General features: G+C 70.3%; 24 protein-coding genes. 12 read left to right on the forward strand and 12 right to left on the reverse strand.

What is annotated here, in order from left to right:
* Positions 1–58 precede the first annotated feature (58 nt).
* Positions 59–793: a 1-(5-phosphoribosyl)-5-[(5-phosphoribosylamino)methylideneamino]imidazole-4-carboxamide isomerase gene (hisA, locus tag NKG98_RS12280; protein WP_254766211.1), complete on the forward strand. Its 735-nt coding sequence runs from the start codon at positions 59–61 to the stop codon at positions 791–793.
* A gap of 71 nt (positions 794–864) precedes the next feature.
* On the opposite strand, the gene NKG98_RS12285 is transcribed toward hisA, so the two are convergent.
* Positions 865–1,134: a DUF8028 family protein gene (locus tag NKG98_RS12285; protein ID WP_254766212.1), complete on the reverse strand. Its 270-nt coding sequence runs from the start codon at positions 1,132–1,134 to the stop codon at positions 865–867.
* A gap of 268 nt (positions 1,135–1,402) precedes the next feature.
* On the opposite strand from NKG98_RS12285, the gene hisB reads away from it, so the two are divergent.
* Positions 1,403–1,990 carry an imidazoleglycerol-phosphate dehydratase HisB gene (hisB, locus tag NKG98_RS12290; protein ID WP_254766213.1) on the forward strand — a complete coding sequence of 196 codons (588 nt, stop codon included), beginning with the start codon at positions 1,403–1,405 and terminating at the stop codon, positions 1,988–1,990.
* Here the strand turns inward: hisB and NKG98_RS12295 are convergent.
* Positions 1,987–2,715, reverse strand: a complete 729-nt coding sequence (locus NKG98_RS12295; RefSeq protein ID WP_254766214.1) for a hypothetical protein — start codon at positions 2,713–2,715, stop codon at positions 1,987–1,989. The two genes, hisB and NKG98_RS12295, sit on opposite strands and share 4 nt — an antisense overlap.
* 119 nt (positions 2,716–2,834) lie before the next feature.
* Here NKG98_RS12295 and trpY point away from each other — a divergent pair, with 119 nt between their 5' ends.
* Positions 2,835–3,338: a TrpY family transcription regulator gene (gene trpY, locus NKG98_RS12300; RefSeq protein WP_254766215.1), complete on the forward strand. Its 504-nt coding sequence runs from the start codon at positions 2,835–2,837 to the stop codon at positions 3,336–3,338.
* Positions 3,335–3,943, forward strand: a complete 609-nt coding sequence (locus NKG98_RS12305; protein ID WP_254766216.1) for an IMPACT family protein — start codon at positions 3,335–3,337, stop codon at positions 3,941–3,943. The genes trpY and NKG98_RS12305 overlap by 4 nt, the downstream gene beginning before the upstream one ends.
* Position 3,944: 1 nt before the next feature.
* Here NKG98_RS12305 and NKG98_RS12310 read toward each other — a convergent pair whose 3' ends face one another.
* From NKG98_RS12310 to NKG98_RS12320, 3 genes are all read right to left on the reverse strand, one after another.
* On the reverse strand, positions 3,945–6,653 hold the full coding sequence (locus NKG98_RS12310) for a TRAP transporter permease (RefSeq protein ID WP_254766217.1): 2,709 nt from the start codon (positions 6,651–6,653) through the stop codon (positions 3,945–3,947).
* Positions 6,654–6,717: 64 nt separating this feature from the next.
* A complete protein-coding gene (locus NKG98_RS12315) occupies positions 6,718–7,293 on the reverse strand; it encodes a DUF1850 domain-containing protein (RefSeq protein ID WP_254766218.1) in 576 nt (191 codons plus the stop codon).
* A gap of 51 nt (positions 7,294–7,344) precedes the next feature.
* Positions 7,345–8,361, reverse strand: coding sequence for a TAXI family TRAP transporter solute-binding subunit (locus NKG98_RS12320; protein WP_254766219.1), 1,017 nt, complete (start codon positions 8,359–8,361; stop codon positions 7,345–7,347).
* 382 nt (positions 8,362–8,743) lie between these two features.
* Between NKG98_RS12320 and NKG98_RS12325 the strand changes: the two genes are divergently transcribed.
* The gene (locus tag NKG98_RS12325) at positions 8,744–10,843 is read left to right on the forward strand and encodes a S9 family peptidase (protein ID WP_254766220.1); all 2,100 of its coding nucleotides are present in this window, start codon (positions 8,744–8,746) and stop codon (positions 10,841–10,843) included.
* A 130-nt stretch (positions 10,844–10,973) separates the two neighbouring features.
* Here NKG98_RS12325 and NKG98_RS12330 read toward each other — a convergent pair whose 3' ends face one another.
* On the reverse strand, positions 10,974–11,192 hold the full coding sequence (locus tag NKG98_RS12330) for a DUF8107 family protein (RefSeq protein WP_254766221.1): 219 nt from the start codon (positions 11,190–11,192) through the stop codon (positions 10,974–10,976).
* Between the two features lie 80 nt (positions 11,193–11,272).
* Here NKG98_RS12330 and NKG98_RS12335 point away from each other — a divergent pair, with 80 nt between their 5' ends.
* On the forward strand, positions 11,273–11,680 hold the full coding sequence (locus NKG98_RS12335; RefSeq protein ID WP_254766222.1) for an SRPBCC family protein: 408 nt from the start codon (positions 11,273–11,275) through the stop codon (positions 11,678–11,680).
* 27 nt (positions 11,681–11,707) lie between these two features.
* Here the strand turns inward: NKG98_RS12335 and NKG98_RS12340 are convergent, their stop codons facing one another.
* Positions 11,708–12,910: a CobW family GTP-binding protein gene (locus tag NKG98_RS12340; RefSeq protein WP_254766223.1), complete on the reverse strand. Its 1,203-nt coding sequence runs from the start codon at positions 12,908–12,910 to the stop codon at positions 11,708–11,710.
* Positions 12,911–12,997: 87 nt separating this feature from the next.
* On the opposite strand from NKG98_RS12340, the gene NKG98_RS12345 reads away from it, so the two are divergent.
* From NKG98_RS12345 to NKG98_RS12355, 3 genes are all read left to right on the forward strand, one after another.
* Complete coding sequence (locus NKG98_RS12345) at positions 12,998–13,294, forward strand: DUF7990 family protein (RefSeq protein ID WP_254766224.1); 297 nt, start codon at positions 12,998–13,000, stop codon at positions 13,292–13,294.
* Positions 13,294–14,256: an ArsA family ATPase gene (locus tag NKG98_RS12350; protein ID WP_254766225.1), complete on the forward strand. Its 963-nt coding sequence runs from the start codon at positions 13,294–13,296 to the stop codon at positions 14,254–14,256. The genes NKG98_RS12345 and NKG98_RS12350 overlap by 1 nt, the downstream gene beginning before the upstream one ends.
* Before the next feature lie 109 nt (positions 14,257–14,365).
* Entirely contained in the window at positions 14,366–16,228 is a 1,863-nt protein-coding gene (locus NKG98_RS12355; RefSeq protein ID WP_254766226.1) for a carbon starvation CstA family protein, read from the forward strand.
* Here the strand turns inward: NKG98_RS12355 and NKG98_RS12360 are convergent.
* Positions 16,225–16,848 (reverse strand): DUF8052 family protein, encoded by a 624-nt coding sequence (locus NKG98_RS12360; RefSeq protein WP_254766227.1) that lies wholly within the window; start codon positions 16,846–16,848, stop codon positions 16,225–16,227. The two genes, NKG98_RS12355 and NKG98_RS12360, sit on opposite strands and share 4 nt — an antisense overlap.
* Positions 16,849–17,037: 189 nt before the next feature.
* Between NKG98_RS12360 and NKG98_RS12365 the strand changes: the two genes are divergently transcribed.
* On the forward strand, positions 17,038–17,265 hold the full coding sequence (locus NKG98_RS12365) for a DUF8007 family protein (protein ID WP_254766228.1): 228 nt from the start codon (positions 17,038–17,040) through the stop codon (positions 17,263–17,265).
* Here NKG98_RS12365 and upp read toward each other — a convergent pair whose 3' ends face one another.
* Entirely contained in the window at positions 17,266–17,943 is a 678-nt protein-coding gene (gene upp / locus NKG98_RS12370) for a uracil phosphoribosyltransferase (protein ID WP_254766229.1), read from the reverse strand.
* Between the two features lie 301 nt (positions 17,944–18,244).
* Here upp and NKG98_RS12375 point away from each other — a divergent pair, with 301 nt between their 5' ends.
* Positions 18,245–18,781: a four-helix bundle copper-binding protein gene (locus tag NKG98_RS12375; protein WP_425504344.1), complete on the forward strand. Its 537-nt coding sequence runs from the start codon at positions 18,245–18,247 to the stop codon at positions 18,779–18,781.
* A gap of 77 nt (positions 18,782–18,858) precedes the next feature.
* Complete coding sequence (locus NKG98_RS12380) at positions 18,859–19,581, forward strand: DUF5828 family protein (RefSeq protein WP_254766230.1); 723 nt, start codon at positions 18,859–18,861, stop codon at positions 19,579–19,581.
* A gap of 5 nt (positions 19,582–19,586) precedes the next feature.
* Here NKG98_RS12380 and NKG98_RS12385 read toward each other — a convergent pair whose 3' ends face one another.
* The 3 genes from NKG98_RS12385 to NKG98_RS12395 are packed head-to-tail and all read right to left on the reverse strand — an operon-like array spanning position 19,587 to position 22,264.
* A complete protein-coding gene (locus NKG98_RS12385) occupies positions 19,587–20,582 on the reverse strand; it encodes an amino acid ABC transporter permease (RefSeq protein WP_254766231.1) in 996 nt (331 codons plus the stop codon).
* A gap of 18 nt (positions 20,583–20,600) precedes the next feature.
* On the reverse strand, positions 20,601–21,407 hold the full coding sequence (locus NKG98_RS12390; protein ID WP_304612839.1) for an amino acid ABC transporter ATP-binding protein: 807 nt from the start codon (positions 21,405–21,407) through the stop codon (positions 20,601–20,603).
* A complete protein-coding gene (locus tag NKG98_RS12395; RefSeq protein ID WP_254766232.1) occupies positions 21,404–22,264 on the reverse strand; it encodes an amino acid ABC transporter permease in 861 nt (286 codons plus the stop codon). Before NKG98_RS12395 ends, NKG98_RS12390 begins: the two co-directional genes overlap by 4 nt.
* Positions 22,265–22,269: the final 5 nt, after the last annotated feature.

Consider the following 22,269-nt stretch of genomic DNA (forward strand, 5'->3'; position numbering starts at 1 on the left):
GTCGATGGACGTTCGACGAACCGTCGCCTTTACTCGCGTCGGCCACACCCGATCGGGTATGAGAGACGAAAACGGGGAGTTCGAGGTGATCCCGGCGGTCGACGTCGCCGACGGCGAGGTCGTCCAGCTCGTACGGGGCGAACGCGGCACCGAGAAGCGCTACGGCGACCCGGTCGAGGCCGCCCGGCGGTGGGTCGACGCCGGGGCGCGTTCGCTGCACCTCGTCGACCTCGACGGCGCGTTCGAGGGCGAGCGGGCGAACGCCGCGGCCATCGACGCCGTCGTCGACGCCGTCGACGTCCCGGTGCAGGTCGGCGGCGGCATCCGGACCGTCGCGGACGCCGTCGACCTGCTCGACCGCGGCGTCGACCGGGTCATCCTCGGCACCGCGGCCGTCGAGAACCCCGATATCGTCGGCGAAATCTCCGCGGAGCGACCCGACAGCGTCGTCGTCAGCCTCGACGCCAGAGGCGGCGAGGTCGTCGTCGAGGGCTGGACCGAAGGCGCGGACGTGACGCCCGTCGAGGCCGCCGAGCGCTACGCCGACCTCGGCGCGGCCGCGATCCTCTTCACGAACGTCGACGTCGAGGGGCAGCTAGCGGGCGTCCGGACGGACCCGGTCCGGGACCTCGTCGCGGCGACCGACGTCCCGGTCGTCGCCAGCGGCGGCGTGGCGAGCCTCGACGACGTCCGCGCGCTGAAGGCGGCCGGCGCCGCGGCGGTCGTCGTCGGCAGCGCGCTGTACGAGGGCGAGTTCACGCTCGCGGCGGCGCAGGCGGCGGCGGAGGAGTAGGCCGGGCGTCGCCGGCGAGGTGGAGGGCCGACCGCGGTGGAGGGCGCGGCGCTCGACGGCTTCGAGACGCCTCAGTGCTGGTTGTAGCCGTGACCGACGTAGAGGGCGACGACGTTGATCGCGAGCAGCGTGAGGAACGCGAACGTCACCGAGGGGTCGCCGAGTCCGTGGGCCAGCAACGCGACCTGGACGAACGGGAGGGCGATGGCGACCCAGAAACACAGAAACTGCGTCGGACCTTTCATCGAGCGGAGCAGCCGACGGCCGACGCCGCGGGGGTGCTCCGCCTCGGGGCCGGACGGAGCGATCGATTCGTTCTGGAGCGGGGAGGAACCGGACATAGGAGCGTTCACCTTCGTTCGGTCGGGACATTCACCGGGTATATCATATAAGGGAGCGAACATTGGCGTCGTTTCGGTCCGTTTCACCCACGTATCGCGACGATGAACACGCTTCGAAACGGTCGCAGACCTTTCGAGACCTTTTAGAAGCGATTCTACGAGCGTTTCTCCGGTTTCGACCCGGCCGCGGCGGCCGGCCGGGCGCGCGCCGGCGGCGAGGGCCGATTCGAGCGGAATCGCCTTGTACCGCCGGCGACATCGTTCGGTCATGAGCGACCGAACGGCGCGGGTCACGCGCGAGACTGCCGAGACGTCGATCGACCTCGCACTCGCGGTCGACGGCGCGGGGACGGCCGACGTCGAGACGGGAATCGGCTTCTTCGATCACATGCTGACCTCGTTCGCGAAACACGGCCTGTTCGACCTCGAAGTCGACTGCGACGGCGACCTCGCGGTCGACGACCACCACACCGTCGAGGACGTGGCCATCGTCCTCGGGACGGCCTTCGACGAGGCACTGGGCGACCGGTCGGGCATCGTCCGCTACGCCGACCGCCGGGTGCCGCTGGACGAGGCCGTCGCCGGCGCCGTCGTCGACGTCAGCGGCCGGCCGCGTTTCTACTTCGACGGGTCGTTCTCACAGGACCGCGTCGGCGAGTTCACGAGCGACATGGCCCGACACTTCGCCGAGTCGCTCGCGACCAACGCCGGCCTCACGCTGCACCTCGCGGTCGAGGGCGAGAACGCCCACCACGAGGTCGAGGCGCTGTTCAAGGCGCTCGCGCGGACGCTCGACGACGCGACGCGACTCGACGAGCGCCGCGAGGGGACGCCGAGTACGAAGGGGACGCTCTAGGGACGGCGGAGGCGGTTGCCGTCCGCGACGAACTCGCCGCGCTCGACGGCGCGGTCGATGACCGCGTCGACCTCGTCCCGTTCGAGGTCGTAGGCGCTCGCGACGAGGCCCGCGGCGTCCCCGCGGTGGATCGGGAACTCCCGGTTGCGAAGCAGGCGGACGACCTTCCCGTAGGTTTTCGACGTCGACGCCGGGGCGGCCGTCCCGTCGTCGGCGTCGGAGGCGTCGGAGGCGCCGGTCCGTCCGGCCGCCCCGTCGTCGGCCGACGATTCGGCCGCCGTCTCGCGGTCGCGTCCGGCCTCCTGCTCGTGGTCGAAGGAGATTCCCGTCCGGAACGACTCGTCCGTCCGGTTTTCGCTCGCGTCGGCGCCCGCGCCACCGTCGGCGCCCGCGCCACCGTCGGCGCCGTCGGCCGCGTCCGCGCGGGTCGCGTTCGGATCGCGGGCGCGTTCCCGCCGCGGCGTCTCGGCCTCGGTAACGTCGGCCCCGCTCTCGCCGTCGTCGCGCTCGCGCTCGCGTTCGCGCTCGCGTTCGCGCGTCGCCGCGTCGCCGTCGGCGACGCGAGCAAGCAGCGGTTCGACGAGGTCCGCGAGCAGCGTCTCGCAGTCGTCACAGAGGACGACCCGTCGCTGTTCGGCCTCGGTCGGGTCGAGTTCCGGCGGCACCATCTCGAAGGTGCCGACGGCCTCGGCGCCGCAGAAGTCGCAGTTCCGGAGTGCGTGCATAGTCGTAGGCTCTCGTGGGGGCGTAAAAAGCTACGTCAGACGAACCGGTCGCGGTCGGCCGTCCGGTCGCGCGGCGACCGCCGAACATTATACTCCCGCGAGCGTACGTCCGTCGACGAATGTTCGACGAGATCATGGAGAAGTTCGAGGGGTCGCCGAGCCAGCAGGCGGTCATCCGACTGCTGCTCGAACGGGGCTTCTCGGTCAACGACGACGGGCGCGTGGTGTCGGGCGGGATCGAGATCCCGAACACGGGGATCGCCCGCGAGATCGACGTCGACCGGCGCGTCGTCGACTCGACGACCGACGTCATCCTCGACGACCCCGAACTCAGGCGCATCTTCCAGAACATCTCGCAGGTGCCGAGCCTGATGGACCTCGCGCCCGTACTCGACCTCACGGTGCTGGCGATCGAGGTCGACGACGCCGACCGCAAGGGGATCGTCGCCGCCGTGACGGGCCTGCTCGCCGACCACGACGTCTCGATCCGCCAGACGATCAGCGAGGACCCCGAGTTCACCGACGAACCGCGTCTCTACCTCGTGACCGACCAGGACCTGCCGGGCGAACTCATCACCGAACTGCGCGACCTCGAGTTCGTCCGCAAGATCGAGTTACAGTGACCGATCCCTACCGCACCGTCGCCGGGAACGCAACCGCGGGCTTTGTCGTCCGGGGCTCGGAGTTCGTCGGCCGCGTCCGCCCGGTCGACTCCGTCGAGGCCGCCGAGGCGTTCGTCGAGCGCGTCCGCGAGGAGTACGCCGACGCGACCCACAACGTCCCGGCCTACCGCGTCCGCGCCGGGACCGACGGCGAGTTGCTCCGCGAGTACGCGACCGACGACGGCGAACCCACCGGCTCGGCGGGAAAGCCCGCGCTGAACGTCCTCCAGGGCCGGGAACTGGAGAACGTTGCCGTCGTCGTCACGCGTTACTACGGCGGGACGAACCTCGGCGTCGGCGGCCTCGTCCGGGCCTACTCCCGGGCGGTCAAGGAGGCCGTCAACGCGGCGGGCGTCGTCGAGGAACGCCCCCACGAACGGTTCGCGATCGACGTCGCGTACGACGACTCGGGGACCGTCCGCGGGATTCTGGAGAGCGAGGACCTCGAATTCGACGCCGAGTACGAGCAGCGGGTCTCCTTTTCGGTGCGCGTGCCGGTCGACGAGGCCGAGGCGCTGCGGGACCGGATCAAGAGCGCGACGAGCGGGCGGGCGGCCATCGAGTAGCTCAGACGTCGCCGGAGGCGGCTGTCGCGTCCCGGGCCGCGAGGCCGGCCTCCCGGCGCCGGTTGGCCCCGGTGAGCGCGACCAGCATCGCGAGTCCGACGACGCGCAACGGGAAGGTGACGGTGAACGTGAGCGGCGCGCCGGGGCCGCCGACGAGCGCGAGGAGCGGGTCGGCGACGAGCACCGCCAGTTCCGGCACCATAAGCAGGATCGACGAGACGGAGAACAGCCCCCGGCCGACGCCGTCGACCTCGGCGTACTGGTAGCCGATGATCGTCACGCCGAGCGCGTAGACCCCGAGGAACATCCCGAACACCGGGACGACGACCCCGGGGAGGAAGAAGCCGGGGTCGAGGACGTCCGCGCGGGTGATCAGCCGGGGCCCCTCGTCGGTCACCCGGAACAGGAGGATCCCCGGCGAGAAGACGAACGCGAACGGGACGAGGATCTTGTTCAGCGAGAGCATGAACGCGATGATGGCGGTGGCGAACTCCTCGGCCTTGGCGACGCCGGCGGCGGCGAACGCCGCGACCGCCACCGGCGGCGTCACGTCCGCCATCAGCCCGAAGTAGAGGATAAAGAGGTGCGCCGCCAGGATCGCCACGCCGAACTCCTCCAGCGCGGGGCCGAGCATCGCGACGAGGATGATGTACATCACCGTCGTCGGCATCCCGAGGCCGAAGATGATCGCCGCGACGCCGGTCAGCACCAGCAACAGGAGGAACGACCCGCCGCTGACCGCGAGAATCAGGGAGGTGAGGTTCGGCCCCAGACCCGTGACGCTGATGACGCCGGGGATGACCCCCGCCGCCGCGACGGCGATCACGACCGTCGTCGCCGTCCGCGCGCCCGACTCCATCGACTTGAACACGAACGTCCCGAACCGGTAGGCCGGGTTGGCCGCCAGTCCCGGGCTGTCGACCGCCTCGGCGCCCCGTTCGGCGGCGTCGTCGACCGACTCGTCGAGGTCGAGCAGCGGCGTCTCGCGGCGCGGTCGGAACACCAGAACCGCGATGCTCGCGGCGACGGTGAGGGCGGCGACGTCGGGGGCGGCGGCGTAGACGGCGGCTTCGAGAGAGCGCGGGGCCCCGGGGGCGGCGGTCCCGAGGACGACCCGGATCGCGTCCGCGAGTCCGACCCCGTAGGTCGCGTACGCGGCGACCTGTGCGAGGGACAGGCCGCCGATCGTTCCCACCAGCGGCCCGCGCGTGCGCCGGTCGTAGGCCGCGATCAGCGCGACGAGCGCGACCACGGAGACGATGGTGTACCAGCCCGCGCGGTTGATCGACAGGCGCAGCCAGACGAGAAAGTACAGCAACAACGCGAGCGGGAGCAGGTAGAACCAGCCCTGACGGAAGTGACTGCCCAGATCGGGCAACTCCGACCGCGGGAGGCCGCCGATGCCGCCGCGGACCGCCTCGAAGTGGACCATCACCCACATCCCGAAGAAGAACGCGATGGCCGGCAGCGTCGCCGCGATGATCACCTCCGCGTACGGCGTGCCCGTGAACTCGACGATGAGAAACGCCGCCGCGCCCATCACCGGCGGGAGGATCTGCCCGCCGGAGGAAGCCGAGGACTCGACGGCGCCGGCGAACTCGGGCGAGTAGCCCGACCGCTTCATCAGCGGGATGGTGAACGCGCCCGTCGTCACCGTGTTCGCGATCGACGACCCCGACAGCATCCCCATGAAGCCGCTCGAAACGGTACTCGCCTTCGCCGGACCGCCCTTGCGGGTACCCGTAAGCGAGTACGCGAGGTCGATGAACCACTTGCCGGCGCCGCTCATCTCGAGGAACGCCCCGAAGAGGATGAAGATGTAGATAAAGCGGACGCTAACGGTCACCGGCGTGCTGAACACCCCCGCCTCGACCGTGTACCAGAGGTTGTAGACGAGGTCCCGCCACGTCGTCGGCGTGATAGACAGCGCGCCGACGGCGGAGTCGCGCGGGATGGTGTGCCCCCAGCGCGCGTAGACGACGAACAGCGAGACCAGCGACGTCAACAGCAGACCGAGCGCGCGCCGGGTCGCCTCGAGCACGAGCAGGATGCCGACCACGCCGAGCAGGAAGGCGTAGGACACCTCGTCGACCGGGATTCCGACCGCGGCGACGGCCGTCACGAGCGGTTCGACCGTCGGGTGGACCTCCTGGACCGGCCGGCCGTCCTGAAGGCCGAAGACGGCGATGTTGCGGATCTCGTCGAACTCCGTGACGATGTACGAGACCGGCAGGAGCGCGACGAGAAACAGGAACGCGTCCAGCGGCGTGACACGCTCCATCCGCGAGTCGACGGCCAGCCAGCGGACGGCCGCCCGGAGGCGTGCCGCGACGGCCGCGAGCGGGTGGTCGTCGCCGAACCGACGACGAACGGCGGGTTCGACCCGGGCCAGCCGCCGGGAGAGGGGGCCGTCGCCGCGGGTCGGGGGGAAAAGCAGGAACGTGAGCAACAGCGCGAACGTCACGTGGATCGCGTTGATCTGTAACTGCTGGAGCGAGCCGAGTCGGACCTCGCCGACCAGCGGCAGGGTCGCGCCGAACGTGAAGCCGCGGGCGGCGATCCAGACCTGAAAGGCGGAGAACGTGACGCCGAGAAACGCCACGAGGACCGCCGCCGCGCCGCGAAGCGACCGACGGTGCTCGACCTCGCGGAGGATCTCCTCGGTTCCCTCCTCGCCGAGCGCGTCCGAACCGCCGGCGTCGACGCTCACGACGGCTCACCCCCGCGTGCGGTCGCCGCCAGCCGCCGACGCCCGCCGGCCGTCCCGGGGGCGCTCACGGACACGCACCGCCCGCCCGCGATCGGTCGTCGGGGTGGGTCACGTCCGCCCGCTCCTCGACGGAGAGGGTGACGGTCGAGGCGTTCGAGCGCTCGACGAGGTCGTAGCGCCGGTCGCCGACGACCAGTTCGTGGCCCGCGATCCGCCCCGTCGAGACGTAGACGCGCTCGTACGTGCGGTCGACGGAGACGACGAAGCCGTCCTCGGTCAGCGTCGCGTCGGCTTCCGACGGCAGGCCCGCGCCGAAGGACGCGAACACCGTGCGGTCCATGCGCAGGTCGGTCCCCTCGACGACGTAGACGTCCTCGACCGTGGACTTCTCGACGCTGTGGGTGTACGAGAGGACGACCTCGTCGCCGTCGCGGACCGGGACCGCGAACAGCCGCGTCTCGGACTCGGCGTCGGCGACGACGAGCGTCCGGTTCTCGGACTCCGGCCCGGACTCGGACGCCCCGCTGGCCCCGCTGGCCCCGTCGACGGCCGCGACGCCGCACGCGACGGTCGCGACGACACACAGGGCGAGCAACGCGGCGAGCCGTCGCCGCGACCGGAGCGATGGTGGGTTCGACACGCGTACGGGTTCGGGATCGAACGCGGGCGTCTGGAGGGCTCGGTGGCCCGCTCAACTCTCGTCGCCGAGTTCCTCGTCGAGGTCGACCTCGTCCCGTTCCCCGAAGTAGGCCTCCGCGCCCGGGTGCAGCGGGATCGACATCCCGTCGAGGGCGCTCTCGACGTCGATGAACTCCGCCTTGATCGTGAGTTCGTCGGCGTTGTCGAAGATGGCGGCCGTGACCTCCTCGACGATGGTCTCGTCGACGGCCTCGTGGGTCGTGATCATCGCCTGCACCGAGACGGTCTGGACGGCCTCCTCGACGCCGTCGTAGGTGCCGCCGGGAATCTCGTCCTCGGCGAAGAACTCGATCTCATCGAGGAGTTGTTCGAGGAGGTCGTCACCGATCGCGAGGATGTCGACGTCGGCGGTCGTCGCGAGTTCCTCGACCGCGCCGACGGGCCAGCCGCCGACGATGAACGCCGCGTCGATGTCGCCGTCCCGGAGCTGGTCGGCCGCCGTGGCGAAGTCGGCGTTTTGCTCGTCGAACTCCTCGACGCCCGCCGTCTCGAGGATCTGCAGGGCGTTGACCTGCGTGCCGCTGCCGAGGTCGCCCGTGTTGATCGTCGCGCCCGCGAGGTCCGCGACCGACTCGTACCCCGCGCCGGCGGCGACGAGGACGTGGATCGTCTCGGGGTACAGCGACGCGACCCCCCGGAGGTTCTCGATCGGCCGGCCCTCGAACTCCTCGAGACCGGTGCCGTTGTACGCGAAGAAGTTGATGTCGTTCTGGATCAGCGCGAAGTCGGAGTCCTCGCGGGCGAGGCTGCCGACGTTCTCGACGCTCGCGCCGGTCGACTGTACCTGCAACCCGTGGGGCGTGGCCGCCTCGACGATCGTCTTGAACTCGCCCGAGAGCGGGTAGTACGTCCCGCCGGTGCCGCCGGCGTCCCAGACGAGTACCTCGCCCCCCTCTTCGGGTTCGGGGTCCTCCTCGGCCTCATCCTCCTGGAGGAAGCCGGCGGTCGCGACGAGTCCGGCCCCGCCGACCGCCCGAACGAACTGCCGTCGATCGATAGCACGCGACATACCTTCGTATTTGAAGACGAGACACATATAACTGTCAGTAAAAATATACGAATGTACGTCGAGGCTACCTGTTCGTCCGCCGGACGTACGGATCGACTACCGCGCCGACCGGCCCCCTGCCGTCGCCAGAAGGCGGCCGTCGGGCCGTCTCCCGACCGTTCGATGTCGGCCCGTCGTGACGGTCGGTCCGGCCGGAACTCCAGCGGCGCCGACACCACGGTCCCGCTTCGGTTACTGTCCTCGTACGCGAACGGTCTCCGGCGTGGCCCGGTTCGCGGACTCGCGTAGCCGGGAGCTACGCTCGGTACGGCACACCTACGGCCCGGGTCGCCGGCGGCCCGCGAATCAGAATCTATAATCGGGGACGGACGGATCGGTACCCATGCGCACGGTCGACGCCGCCGACTACCACGACATCGTTCAGGTCGAAGACCCGCGGCTCTCGCCGGACGGCGAGCGGGTCGCGTTCGTCCGAAAGGTACCGAAAGACGACGAGTCGTACGAGGCGACCGTCTACGTCGTCCCCGTCGAGGGCGGGGCGCCGACGCAGTTCACCGTCAGCGAGGGCGTCGACGCCGAACCCCGGTGGAGCCCGGACGGCGACCGCCTCGCGTTCGTCAGCACCCGCGGCGCCGACGACGACCGCCCGCAACTGTGGCTCCTGCCGACCGACGGCGGCGAGGCCCGCCGGGTCACGGGGCTCGTCGGCGGCGTCTCCGGAATCGAGTGGAGTCCCGACGGCTCCCGGATCGTCTTCACACAGCGGTCGACGCCCGCCGACCGCGAGGCCGGCCGCGACCTCGCGGTCGACCCCGACTACGAACCGGAGGAACCGGACCCGCGGGTGATCGACCGGCTGATCTACCGCGCCAACGAGCGCTACTTCGACGGGGCGCGCAGCCACGTCTACGTCCTCGACGTCGAGGCGGCGCTGTCGGGCGACCCCGACGACCCCGACGACGCCGCGGCGGCGCTCGACCGGCTGACCGACGGCGACGCCGACTACGCCGCGCCGACGTGGGGCGACGACGAGACCGTCTACTACGCGACCAAGGCCGTCGAGGGCGACGAACACCCCGACGACTCGATCCACCACGACCTGTACGAACACGACCTCGACTCGGGCGAGCGCGAGGCGTTCGCGCGGACGACCGGCTGGATGACGAGCCTCGACGCGACCGCGGACGGCCGGGTGGCCTACGCGTACACGCCCGAGGAGCGCGTGACGATGCGCCAGACGGAACTCCGGGTCCACGACCGCGCGAGCGGCGAGACGGTCACGCCCACGGACCCCCTCGACCGCACCGTCGCGGTCGACGTCGGCTTCGAGTGGGGCCCCGACGAGGCGTCGCTGTTCTTCGCGACGCCCGACGAGGGCTCGGTCGTCGTCCGGTCGGTCCCCGGGGACGCGAGCGCGGCCCCGGAGACGGTCTACGGCGACGCCGACCACAGCGTCACCGTCGAGGGGTTCTCCGTCGGCGCGGACGCCGTCGCGTCCGTGCAAAGCGAGTGGGACCACCCGGGCGACGTCTTCGTCTCGACCAGCGACGGCGAGAGCCGCCGGCTGACGCGCGTCAACGCCGACTACCTCGAAGAGCGCACGGTCGCCGAACCCGAGGAACTGTGGTTCGAGAGCGACGGGGCCGAGGTGCACGGCTGGCTGCTGACGCCGCCGGAGTTCGAGAGCGAGGGGACGTACCCCCTCGCCGTCGAGATTCACGGCGGCCCTCACGCCCAGTGGACGACCGCGGGGACGATGTGGCACGAGTTCCAGACGCTCGCGGCGCGAGGCTACGTCGTCTTCTGGTCCAACCCGCGGGGGTCGACCGGCTACGGCGAGGACCACGCGACGGCCATCGAGCGCGACTGGGGCGAGGTCACCCTGACGGACGTGCTCGCGGGCGTCGACGAGGTCTGCGAGCGCCCGTACGTCGACGAGGAGAACCAGTTCGTCACCGGGGGGAGCTTCGGCGGCTTCATGACCGCCTGGACGGTCGGCCACACCGACCGGTTCCGCGCCGCCGTCTCCCAGCGCGGCGTCTACGACTTCACCGGCTTCTACGGTTCGACGGACGCGTTCAAACTCGTCGAGGGCGACTACGGCGCCACCCCGTGGGAGGACCCCGAGTACCTCTGGGAGCACTCGCCGGTCGCGCACGTCCCCGAGGTCGACGCCCCGACGCTCGTCGTCCACTCCGAGCGGGACTACCGCACGCCCGCCAACACCGCCGAACTGTTCTACCTCGGGTTGCAGAAACACGGCGTCGAGACCCGGCTGGTCAGGTACCCCCGCGAGGGCCACGAACTCTCGCGGTCGGGCGAACCGGGACACGTCGTCGACCGCGTCGAGCGCATCGTCCGCTGGTTCGACGGCTACTCCGACCACCACGACGCGCCGCCCGCGCTCGAACGCGGGGAGAACGAGGGGCTGTCGGCGGGCGAGGACGAGGACGAGGACGACGAGGACGAGAGCGCGGCGTGACGCCCCCGCGAGAACCGGTCGCGAACGTACGCCTCCGGAGCCGCCGGGGGTCGGCTTCGGGTGCGGATTCCGGGCCTCGACCGACGAGCCCGCGGGCGGTTTCGAGGGGAAACCGGCGGGTTCGATCTCGTCAGCGGACGACCGCGAGCGTCAGGACGAAGAGGGCGAGCGCGGCGAGCGCGACGGTCGACAGCGAGTAGTCGACGACGTTTGCGACGCCGAGTCCCCAGACGATCAGCCACGCGAACGCGGTCGACAGAATCGCGTTCAGCGCCAGCAGGACCCGAAGGTCGCCGCCCGAGGATTCGAGCCCCTCGCGGAACCCCTTCCGGTCGTCTCGACCGTTCATGGCGACCACTCGCTCGCGTCGGCCCTTAGCTATTGTCCCGCGGGCGGAAGTTTAAGTCACGGGCCTCCGATCGACGGACCGTGCGAGAGGTGACCGTCTCCCGGTTCGTGCGCGCGACACCGGCGGAACTCGAGCGGTGGCTGGAGCCCGCGCGGATCGTCGAGGCCGAGGGCAGTTTCGACGCCGCCGGGGTCACAGAGGAGGGCGACGCGACCGTCGTCACCGCCAGCGGCCCCGGTCTCGCCTTCGACCTCCGGTTCGAGGAGCGCGAGCGCGGCCTCTACTACGAGGGGGCGGGCGAAGGCGGCCCGTTCTCGCGGATGGAGACGCACCTCGAGTTCGAGCGGGAGAACGAGGGCTCGCGGGTGACGATGCGGTCGGCGGTCGAACTCGCGGCACCGATCCCGTTCGGCGACCGGATCGCCGCCTGGAAGCGCCGGGGCGAACTGGAGCGGGCGGTAGACGAGATCGAAGCGCGGTTCGGGTGAGGGTGGCGCGAGGGCGACGTCCCCGGATCAGGGCTCGCGGAGCACGACCTCCTCGCCCGGGTCGCGCGGGAACGGGTTCTCGAACGAGTCGGCCTGCGACCACTCGTCGTCGGCGACCAGACAGTCCCGGAGCGCCGCCCGCAGGGACGGCTCGTCCACCTCGGTGCCGATGAAGACCAGTTCCGTCTCCCGGTCGCCGTGCTCGTCGTGCCACTCCAGATTCGGCCGGTTGCTCCGGTAGAGGTCCCGGTCGACTTCGGGGAGGCTGGCGATCCACGGCCCCCTGACGGTCGCGCGCACCGAGGGGCCGGCCTGCGCGATTCCGACCTTGCCGTCCCGGCCGGCGATCCACGCGGTCCCCTTCGAGCGGACGACGCCCGCGGGCAGGTCCCGGAGGAACGACGCGAACCGCCCGGGGTGGAACGGACGGCGCTCGCGGAAGACGAACGAGGTGACGCCGTAGACCTCGTCGGGGTGGCGGTGGTCGTGGCCGTGGCCGTGCTCGTGGTCGCGGTCGTCGTCCGCGAGCGCGCGCTTCCAGCCCGCCCGCTCGCCCAGCCGGTCGGGGTCGAACCGCCCGATCCCGAGCAGGCGGTCGGGGTCGACGGCGGAGAACTCCGTCCGGATCGTCTCGGCGTCCGGCCGGAGCGCCCGGACGAGGTCCTCGGCCCGGTCGAGTTCGGCCGCGGTACAGAGGTCGGCCTTGTTGAGCAGGACGACGTCCGCGACCTCGACCTGCTCGATCAGCAGGTCCGAGAGTGGACGGTCGGCCTCGTCGCCGCGCCGTTCCGGAATCGCGTCGCCGGCGAAGGAATCGAGGAACAGCCGCGTGTCGAGGACGGTGACCAGCGCGTCCACCTCGTAGCGGGCCGCGACGCGGGAGGCGGTGGTGAACAGCCGCGCGACGGGCGCAGGTTCGGAGATGCCCGAGGCCTCGACGAGCAGGTGGTTGAACTCGCGCTCGCGCGCGAGGCGGACGACCGCCGTCTCGAGGTCGTCCTGCAGTTCACAGCAGATACAGCCGTTCGAGAGTTCGGCGACGCCACCCTCCACTTCGAGGTCCGAGCCCCCGGCGACGAGTTCGGCGTCGACGTTCACCTCGCCCACGTCGTTGACCAGCACCGCGAGGTCGCGCTCGCCGGCGCCGCCCAGCAGCCGGTTGAGCAGGGTCGTCTTCCCCGCGCCGAGGCTCCCCGAGAGGACGGTGACGGGGATCGGATCGGATCGCATGGCCCGCGGTTGGCGCCGGAGGTTCAAGAAGGTCCGTCCGGGCACGACGCGAGGCTTTTGTGCCTCCGCCGACGAGTGTGGGCCACGATGACACTCGCCGACCGGATCGCCGCCTACCGGGCCGCCCTCGAAGAGTGGCTCCGGGGGCTCTACCACGGAATGATCTCGCACCCGGCCTACGAGAAGATCGAGAACGAAGCCGAGGACCTGGAAGACGAGTTCATGCTGGCGTGTTTCCCCGACGCGTTCGGCGTCCCCTCGCCCGTCTCCTACTACACCGCGGAGTTGCTTCCGTACCTCGAAGACGAGTTCGAGGCGTGGGAACGGCGCCTCTGGGACCGAGGGTCGCTCGTCGAACGGAAGGGCCAGCAGTACCACTTCTGATGGAGCCGTTCGTCTTCTTCGGCGGGAAAGGCGGCGTCGGCAAGACGACCGTCTCCGCGGCGTACGCCCACCGCTGTGCCCGCGAGGGGCTCGAGACGCTCGTCGTCTCGACGGACCCCGCCCACTCAGTCGGCGACCTCTTCGACCAGCCGTTCGGGGACGCTCCCGAACCGGTCGCCGGCGTCGAGGGCCTCCACGCCATGGAGATCGACCCCGAGGAGGAGGTCTCCCGGCACCTCGCGGACGTCAAGCGGACGCTCTCCGAGCAGGTGTCGGCGGCGATGGTCAACGCGGTCGACCGCCAGATCGAGATGGCCCACGGCACCCCCGGCGCCTACGAGGCCGCGCTGTTCGACCGGTTCGTCGACGTGATGCGCGAGTCCGACCCCTACGACCGGGTCGTCTTCGACACCGCGCCGACCGGCGGAACGCTCCGGTTGCTCTCGCTGCCCGAGTATCTGGAGGGGTGGATCGAACGGCTGCTGGCCAAGCGCCGCCGGAGCATCGACCGCTACGAGAAGGCGGCCATCGGCGGCCGCGAGCCCCGCCGGGTGCTGGAGGGGGACCCCGTCGTCGCCCACCTGGAGGAGCGAAAGGAGTTCTTCGAGTACGCCGGCGAGACGCTGCGCGAGGAGGCCGCCTTCTTCCTCGTGTTCAACCCCGACTCGCTGTCGCTGCGCGAGACCGAGCGGGCGATCGAGGTCTTCGCCGAGCGGGACGTCGCCGTCCGGGGACTCGTGGCCAACCGGCTCACGCCCGCGCCCGACCCCGACGAGGACGGCCGCGGCGCGCGCTACCTCCGCGCGCGCGTCGAGACCGAGCGCGAGCGCCTCGAAGCCGCCCGCCGGGACCTCGCGCCGCCGGTCGTCGCCGAGATCGAGACCCGCGTCGAGGAGGTCCGGGGGGACCGCCTCGCCGACGTCGCCGACGAACTGGCGATCGAGACCGTCGCCGCCGAGTAGCCGGCGACGCCCGCGCAAGCGGAGCTTACCGGACGTCCGGCGGGATAAATCCTTCGCGGAATCCCAATGATTTATGTTCACATACTGTATGGGGGAGGAATGAGATACCATGACAGGGGTGATATGGATCGTCGTCACGGTACTCGCACTGTTCACCGTCGGGTACGTCGGATACGGGCGGTACCTCGCACGGTTCGTCGAACTCGACGAGACGCGGGAGACGCCCGCACACAGGTACGAAGACGGACAGGAGTACGTCCCGGCGAAGAAACCGGTACTGCTGGGACACCACTTCTCCAGCGTCGCGGGCGGGGCACCGATCGCCGGCCCGATCACCGCGGCGCTCGTCTGGGGCTGGGTGCCCGCAGTGTTGTGGGTCGCGATCGGCAACCCGCTGATGGGCGCCGTCCACGACTTCATGGCGCTGTCGTCGAGCGTCCGCCACGAGGGGAAGTCGGTCGGTTACATCATCGGGGAGTACCTCGGCGAGCGGGGGAAGAACATGTTCCTCTGGTTCGCCTTCCTCGTGATCATCCTCGTGGTGGCCGTGTTCGCGCTGCTGGTGGCGGTCGTCGTGAACGCCTACCCGCAGGCGGCGACCGCGAGCCTGATCTACATCGGGCTGGCCCTCGCCTTCGGCGTCTGGCTCTACCAGTTCGACCTCCCGTTCCTCCCGGGTACCGCGATCTTCGTCGCGGGCGTGTTCGCGAGCGTCTGGGTCGGCCTGCAGTACCCGATCGCGATCTTCGAGCCGGCGGGGTTCGCCGACGAGACGATCGTCCTGCTCTCGGGCGACGGGATGTGGGTGCCGGGCGCGCAGGCGCTGGCGGCCAGCGACACCCCGGCGCCGGGTAACGTCGCAGCGTGGATCATCGTCGCGCTCTTCTACGCGTTCGTCGCGGCCACCCTCCCGGTGTGGACGCTGCTACAGCCCCGGGACTACCTCTCGTCGTTCCTGCTGTACACCGGGGTCGGCGGGACGTTGCTCGCGGTCGTCGTCGGGACGATCCTCGGCACGTCGGCACAGCCGCTGGAGATCCAGCTGCCGGCCTACGAGGGCTTCTTCGGCGGCCCGCTGGTCGACAACGCGTGGCCGCTGTTCCCGCTGCTTTTCATCACGATCGCCTGCGGGACGATCAGCGGCTTCCACTCGCTGGTCTCCTCGGGGACGACCGCCAAACAGCTCAACCGCGAGACCGACGCCCGCCTGATCGGTTACGGCGGGATGCTCGCGGAGGGGCTGCTCGCGGCGACGGCGCTCGCGGCCGTCTCGGTGATCGCGGTCACCGACGCGGGCGTCTCCGGGGTCGCCGCGGCGCTGCCGAACTTCGCCGAGGGCGGCGGGCTGATCCTCACCAGCTTCGGCCTGCCGTCCGGGGTCGGCGCCGTGTTCATGGCGCTCGTGTTCGTCAGTTTCCTGCTGACGAGCCTCGACACCGGCCTCCGGCTCGGCCGGTACATGCTCGAGGAACTGGTCGGCACCCCCGAGACGAGCGTCGAGGAACTGGCCGCCAACCGGTACGCCAACACCGGCATCGCCACGTTCGCCGCGTTCCTGCTCGTCTCCAGCGGGCAGTGGACGGCGCTGTGGCCGCTGTTTGGCGGCGCGAACCAGCTGCTCGCGGCGCTCGCGCTGCTCGCGGCCACCGTCTGGCTCGCCAACTGGCGCGACACGAAGCAGCTGCTGACGACCGGCGTCCCGGTCGCGATCATGGCCACGATCACCGTCTGCGGGCTGCTCTGGCTCGCGTTCGTCGAGCGCATGCAGCGCGAACTGCTCAACGGCGAGTGGATGGCGGGCGCGACCACGCTCGAACAGGTCGCGAGCGCGCTGCAGGTCGCCATCGCGCTCGTGCTCGTCTACCTCGCGGTCTCGATCATCCGGATGGGCTACGCGAACATCCAGTCGGCCCGCGAGGAACTCCTCACGACCAGTCCGGGCACCGAAGAGCCCGGCGGCGCCGACGACTAGCGGGACAGCGAGTCGAGTACCCGCCCGAGCAGTCCCCGTTCTTCCTCGATCGGCTCCCAGAGCGCGAACGCCGCGTCGACCTCCGTCCGCCGACTGGAGACACACGCCTCGCGCTCCGGCGCGACGACACAGAGGTGGATCTCGTAGTGGCCGTGGAAGCCGTAGCGCAGCAGCGTCCGCTCTTTGAACCCCTCGACGAACGACCGCACCGCCTCGGGGATCGACGGCGCGACGACGACGAACGTAAACTCCGTCGCCTTGTGCTCCTCGCTCGGCTCGACGCGCTCGTCGGCGAGGTCGTGGCCGAGGTCGACGAGCCGTTCGAGGTCGGCGACCGACACCCGGTCGCGCCGGTCGGCGTAGAGGTACTCGCGCATGTGGTGGTTCGCGTAGGTGACCGACGGGTGGAACAGGTGTTTGCTGCTCTCGACCCGGAGTTCGCCCGCGAGGTCGAATCGCTCGCCGCGGACGCGGACGTCCGTTTCGAGGTCGTAGCTGTGGACGAGCCGGCCGCTCACGCGGTCGAGGTACTCGTCGTCTAACTCCGGGATCGCCGCGGCGAGTTCGGGCGGCAGTCGGCCGTCGGCGTCGTCGCCCGGGTCGTCCCGTCGCTCAGCCATCGGTTCTCCCCTCCCGGTCGGAGCGGCGGCCGTCGGTGACCGAAGACGTGCCGATCGCGACGGCCGCGGTGGGGTCGAGGTCGCCCGCGCGGTAGTCCATGCGGGGAGATACCACGGGTCGAGTAAAAGTCCGTCGCCCGCGCAGGTCGCGCCAGCGCTTAAGGGGTGTGGGAGCGTACTCCCGACGGGATGAAAGACCGAGAGGCCTGCGGGCGCTGCTCGCTGTCGACGGCCGTCGACGTCGCCGAGGCCGACCGCGACGGGAGCGGCGACGAGGGGGCCACACGCGACCCCTACGGCGAGGCGCGCATCGAGGTCGACGAGCGCGAACTGCGCCTCGTCTCGCCCGGCGCCTGGCTCTCGCGGCTCGTCGAACGAGTCGACGAGACCGGGCGTCGGCTCACGTGGGGGCGCTGATCAGGTCGTCCGGAACGCGCGGTCGCCGGCGTCGCCGAGCCCCGGGACGATGAAGCCGTCCTCGTCGAGGTGGTCGTCGATGGCGACCGTCAGCAGGTCCGCCTGCGGGAACTCCTCGCCGACGCGGAGCAGTCCCTCGGGCGCGGACACCGCCGAGAGGACGATCAGGTTCTCCGGTTCGATCGAGTTCGCGACGACGTGATCGAGTACCCCACAGAGCGTGCTCCCGGTCGCGAGCATCGGGTCGGCGACGATGACGGTGTCGTCCTCGGTGATCTCGGGCAGTTTCACGTAGTCGATCGTGATCGGGAACCGGCCGTCCTCGTCGCGGCCGGCCTCCTCGTCGCGGCTGGCGCTGATGACGCCCTGTCGGGCCCGCGGGAACGCCTTCAGCAGCCCCTCGACGAACGGCGTCGCCGCGCGCAAGACGTTGATGATGACGACGTCGTCGAGGCCCTTCACGCGCTCGCCCATCGTCGTCTCCAGTGGCGTCTCGATCTCGACGTACTCGGTCTCCATGCGGCCGTCGATGATCTCGTAGCCGCAGATGCGCCCGAGTTTGACGAGCCCCTTGCGGAAGCCCACCTGTTCGGTCTCGACGTCTCGGAGCCGCGAGAGGGTGTCCTTCGCCAGTGCGTGGGTGACGAGGTAGGCGTCGTCCCGGTCTTCGATCGGCATACCCGTACGCGGACGCGCCGGACAGTTTACGCTATCGGTACGCGTCCGCCGGAGCGGTGGCGTTCGGCCGCATCGACCGGCTATAGCGGCGTCTCGGTCGATCGGCCCCCGCCGAGGGACGCGTCGGGAAAGGGACGGTTACGCGGGGGCCGGTCCGCGGTCGGCGCGACGGGCGGCGGTCGGTCGCCGCGCGGGCGGCCGAAAGGCCGGATTGGCGCGCGAAACCGTCGCAACGGTGTCGTCGCTTTAATCGACGCATCGGCGTAGCCCCCGGCGCCCCGAGAGGGCAGGAGGACGTTCAATGAGCCACGAGCACCAGCGACAGCCGCCACAGGGGTACGAGCAGTACGAGCGCCAGCACCAGCAGATGGAGGGCCAGCGAGGACAGCCGACGTCACGGCCCGCCCGGTCGTTCGAGGACCACCTCACGAACGAACTCCGCATCGCGCTCGAGGATTTCACCGAAGTGAGCCACGTCGCGGCGTGGTGTGCCAAGGAGTGTGCACAGGAAGGGCCGCAACTGGCGGAGTGTGCCCGCATCTGTACCGACATCGCGGATATGGCCGAGTTCAACGAGCGGTTGATCGCCCGCGACTCGATGTTCGGGCCGGAGGTCGCGGACCTGTTCGTCCGGGTGGCGACCGAGGCGCTGCCGGAACTCGAAGCGTTCCAGCACCACTCCCACGTCGACGAGACGATCGGGGTGATAGACCGGACGATCGACTCCTGTCGGACCGTCCTCGAGATGGTCGATCAGGGCGGCCAGCAGGCGGGACCGGGCGCCAAAGCGGGACGCGGCGGGGCCGGCGGCCGCCCGCCGAGCGGCGGCACCTACTGAGCCGCGACCCGTCGGGCAGGTTTCCGACGCAGCGGAGAGGTTTATACGGGCCGAGGTCATACCCCCGGTTCAGCCGAATGGAAGAGAGCATCTCGGGATTCAAGGTTCGCGGCGACTGGGGCGACGTCGTCGAGCACGGCGAACGAATCACGCGCGCCCTTCGGGACGCGGGCGTTCACGCTCCCGACGCCGACTACGGCGCCCGGTTCACCCGCGCCTTCGAGGAGTGGGAGGAGTGGCGACCGAAGGCCCACGAGACCCTCGACGCCGACGTCAGCGAGAAGACCGCCGATCAGGCCAGCGTCGAGGAGGGCGCGGGCGAGAGAGCCGGCAAGGGTGCCAACGACGACATCCAGACCGCCGGCGAGAAACTCTCGGAGTCGTACGAGGCGCTCGAAGAGGACGACGCCGAGAGCGCGGTCGGCAACTGGCGGGAGTCGATCGACTACGTCGCGCGCGCGGCCGACACCGCCGGCCGGAAGGCGCTGCGGCGCGTCGAGGACACCGTCTACCAGCGCGTGATGACCCAACTCGCGCCGTACTACTTCGACAACGAACTCGTCAGCGCCAACATCCAGCAGTCCGGCCGCGGCGAGGGCGAGGAGTTCATCTTCGAGGTGAACGTCAACGACGACGCCCTGAAAGAGAAGGTCTCGGCGTCGCTCGCCGAGTACGAGGACGAGATCGACCGCTGGCACGTCCAGATCGAGAAGGACACCGACGCCGCCGAGGCGATCGAGGGCGCCGAGCCCCCGCCGGAGCCGGAGCCCGAGGACGCCTCGCGGTCGACGACCAACTGAGGGCGCTACTTGTCGCCCTGCTTGCGGCCCTCGGCGGCCCCCAGCCCGGGGATCGCGACCCGGCGTTCGATCCGGCCCATGATCGCCGTCCCCGTCAGGACCAGACCGAGGTAGACGACCGCGAGCAACACGAAGATCGGAGTGTACTCGAGCGTCGACGACGCGATCCGGCTGGCCCGGAAGTAGAGTTCGGGCACCGTGATGAACGCCGCCAGCGAGGAGTACTTGATCAGGTAGACCAGTTCGTTCGTCCACGCCGGGATGGCGTAGCGCAGCGTCTGCGGGAGCACGACGTGGCGGATCCCCTGGAACTTCGTGAGGCCGATCGCGCGCGCGGCGGTAAGCTGGCCCTCGTCGACGCTCTCTAGGGCGCCGCGGATGTACTCGGCCTGGTAGGCCGAGCCGTTGATCGTGAAGCCGAGGATGGCGATCCAGAACGCCTGCTCGGGGACGAACCCCCGACCGACGAGGTCGGCGTCGTTGAGCCAGACCGCAAGCGGCAGCCCGTAGTAGAGGACGAACAGCTGGGCCAGAAGCGGCGTCCCCCGGATCAGTTCCGTGTACGAGAGCGCGACCCACCGGGCGGGCCCGCCGTAGACGCGGATCACGGCCACCGGGACGGCGATGCAGAAGCCGAGGACGACGCTGGCCACCGTCAGGACGATGGTGTACCACGCGCCAGTCGCCAGCGCCGGCGCGATGTCGATCGCCAGCGCGACGCCGTCGGCGCCGCTCGCGAGCCAGCCGACCGGCGCGCCGAAGGTGTCCAGCGAGGCGGCCGTCGACTCGAGCGAGGTCGCCGCCGCCTCGAACGGCGCGGGCGAGAAGTAGTTCTCGCCGGCGCCCGGGCCGATCCCGAGGCGGGCGAGCAGCCAGTCGTTCAGCCAGCGCGTCAGCAGCCAGCCCCAGAAGGCGACGGCGGCGAGGACGGCCAGTAGCTGGCCGCTGCGGTCGATCGAGGCGCGGATGCGCTCGACGCCGACGGCTGGCGTTTCGGCCATCGTCACGGGTCCCTCCGGTCAGTCATGGCGGATGCTCTCGAAGAACTGTGCGGTTCGCTCGCGCTCGGGGTCGTCGATCAACTGTTCGGGCGGGCCACGCTCGACGACCTGACCCCCGTCGAGAAACGAGATGTTCGTCGCCGCGCCGCGGGCGAAGCGCATCTCGTGGGTGACGACGACCATCGTCATGCCCTCGTCGACGAGTTCCCGCATCACTTCGAGCACCTCGGTGCTGAGTTCGGGGTCGAGCGCGCTCGTTGGCTCGTCGAACAACAGCAGTTGCGGGTCCATCGCCAGCGCGCGGGCGATGCCGACGCGCTGTTTCTGCCCGCCCGACAGCTGTGCCGGGTAGGAGTCGGCCTGATCGGCGAGGCCGACGCGGGCGAGTTCGGCGTCGGCGCGCTCGCGGGCCGCCGCCTCGCTCATCCCTCGCACCTTCTCGAGGCCGAGCGTGACGTTCCCGCGTGCGGTGAGGTGGGCGAACAGGTTGATGTCCTGAAACACCATCCCGACGAGCTGACGGATCTCGTTCGGGTCGGTGTCCGCGGCGGTCACCTCCACGTCGTCGAGGTAGATGCGGCCGGCGTCGATCCCGGTCAGCCGGTTGATACACCGCAGCAGCGTCGACTTGCCGCTCCCGCTGGGGCCGACCAGCACCTCGACGTCGCCGGCGTCGACCGCGAGGTCGACGCCCCGCAACACCTCCTCGTCGCCGTAGGACTTGTAGAGGTCCTCGACGCGCAACAGCGGCTCCGTCGCCGTCGTGTCCGCCCGCGTTCGTTCTCTGGCCCGTCCGCCCGCGCCGTCGGTTCGATGTTCGGTCACGTCGACTCACCGGGGATTGCGAAGTAGTTGTTCACGAAGTCGAGGGTGCGATTGGTTCCGAAGGTCAACACGAAGTAGACGAGGCTGGCGAAGAGGAACACCTCTAGCACCGCCGTCGTCTGCTGGTGGAAGAGGTCTTCGCTGTTCTTGAGCAGTTCGCCGAGGCCGATCGCGAACGCGATCGAGGTGTCCTTCAGGACGATGGTGAACTCGTTTTGGAATCCGGGGACGCTGCGGCGCATCGCCTGCGGGACGATCACGTACCGGATCGCCTCCAGCCGGGTCATGCCGATCGAACGCGCGGCCTCCATCTGCCCCTCGTCGACGCTGCCGAGCGCGCCGCGGAAGATCTGTGACTGGTAGGCCGCGCTGCGAAAGCCAAGCGCGACGGTCGCCGCGACGAACGCCGCGCTGACCGTCGGCAGGACGACCGCCGTCGAGCCGAACGGCGCGCTGAGCGCCCGGAGAACGGCGTTCAACAGCCCGACCAGACCGTTGATCGGGCCGGCGAGGGCGCCGATCGGCAGGACGAAGAACGCGAAGATGATGATGACGAGGATCGGCGTCCCGCGCAGCAGTACGCCCGCCTTGCGGACGACCGCCCGCGGGTAGCCGCCGCCGTAGACTTCGATCGCGCCCGCGGGGAAACCCGCGAGAAAGCCCAGCAGGATGCTGGTGATCGTCAGCACGACGGTGACGACCGCGCCCCGAAGGAGGTACCCCGCGTTGCGGTAGACGAACGCCCAGTCCTCCCCGAGGTACTGCGACACCAGCCCCTCGGAGACGACCAGCGGATCGACGCCCGCGAGGAGCGTCTCGGGGGGCGGCGCCGCCGCCGGCAGTTGTGCGAGGTCCATGCGGA

The organism is Salinilacihabitans rarus (assembly GCF_024296665.1).
GTDB lineage: Archaea > Halobacteriota > Halobacteria > Halobacteriales > Natrialbaceae > Salinilacihabitans > Salinilacihabitans rarus.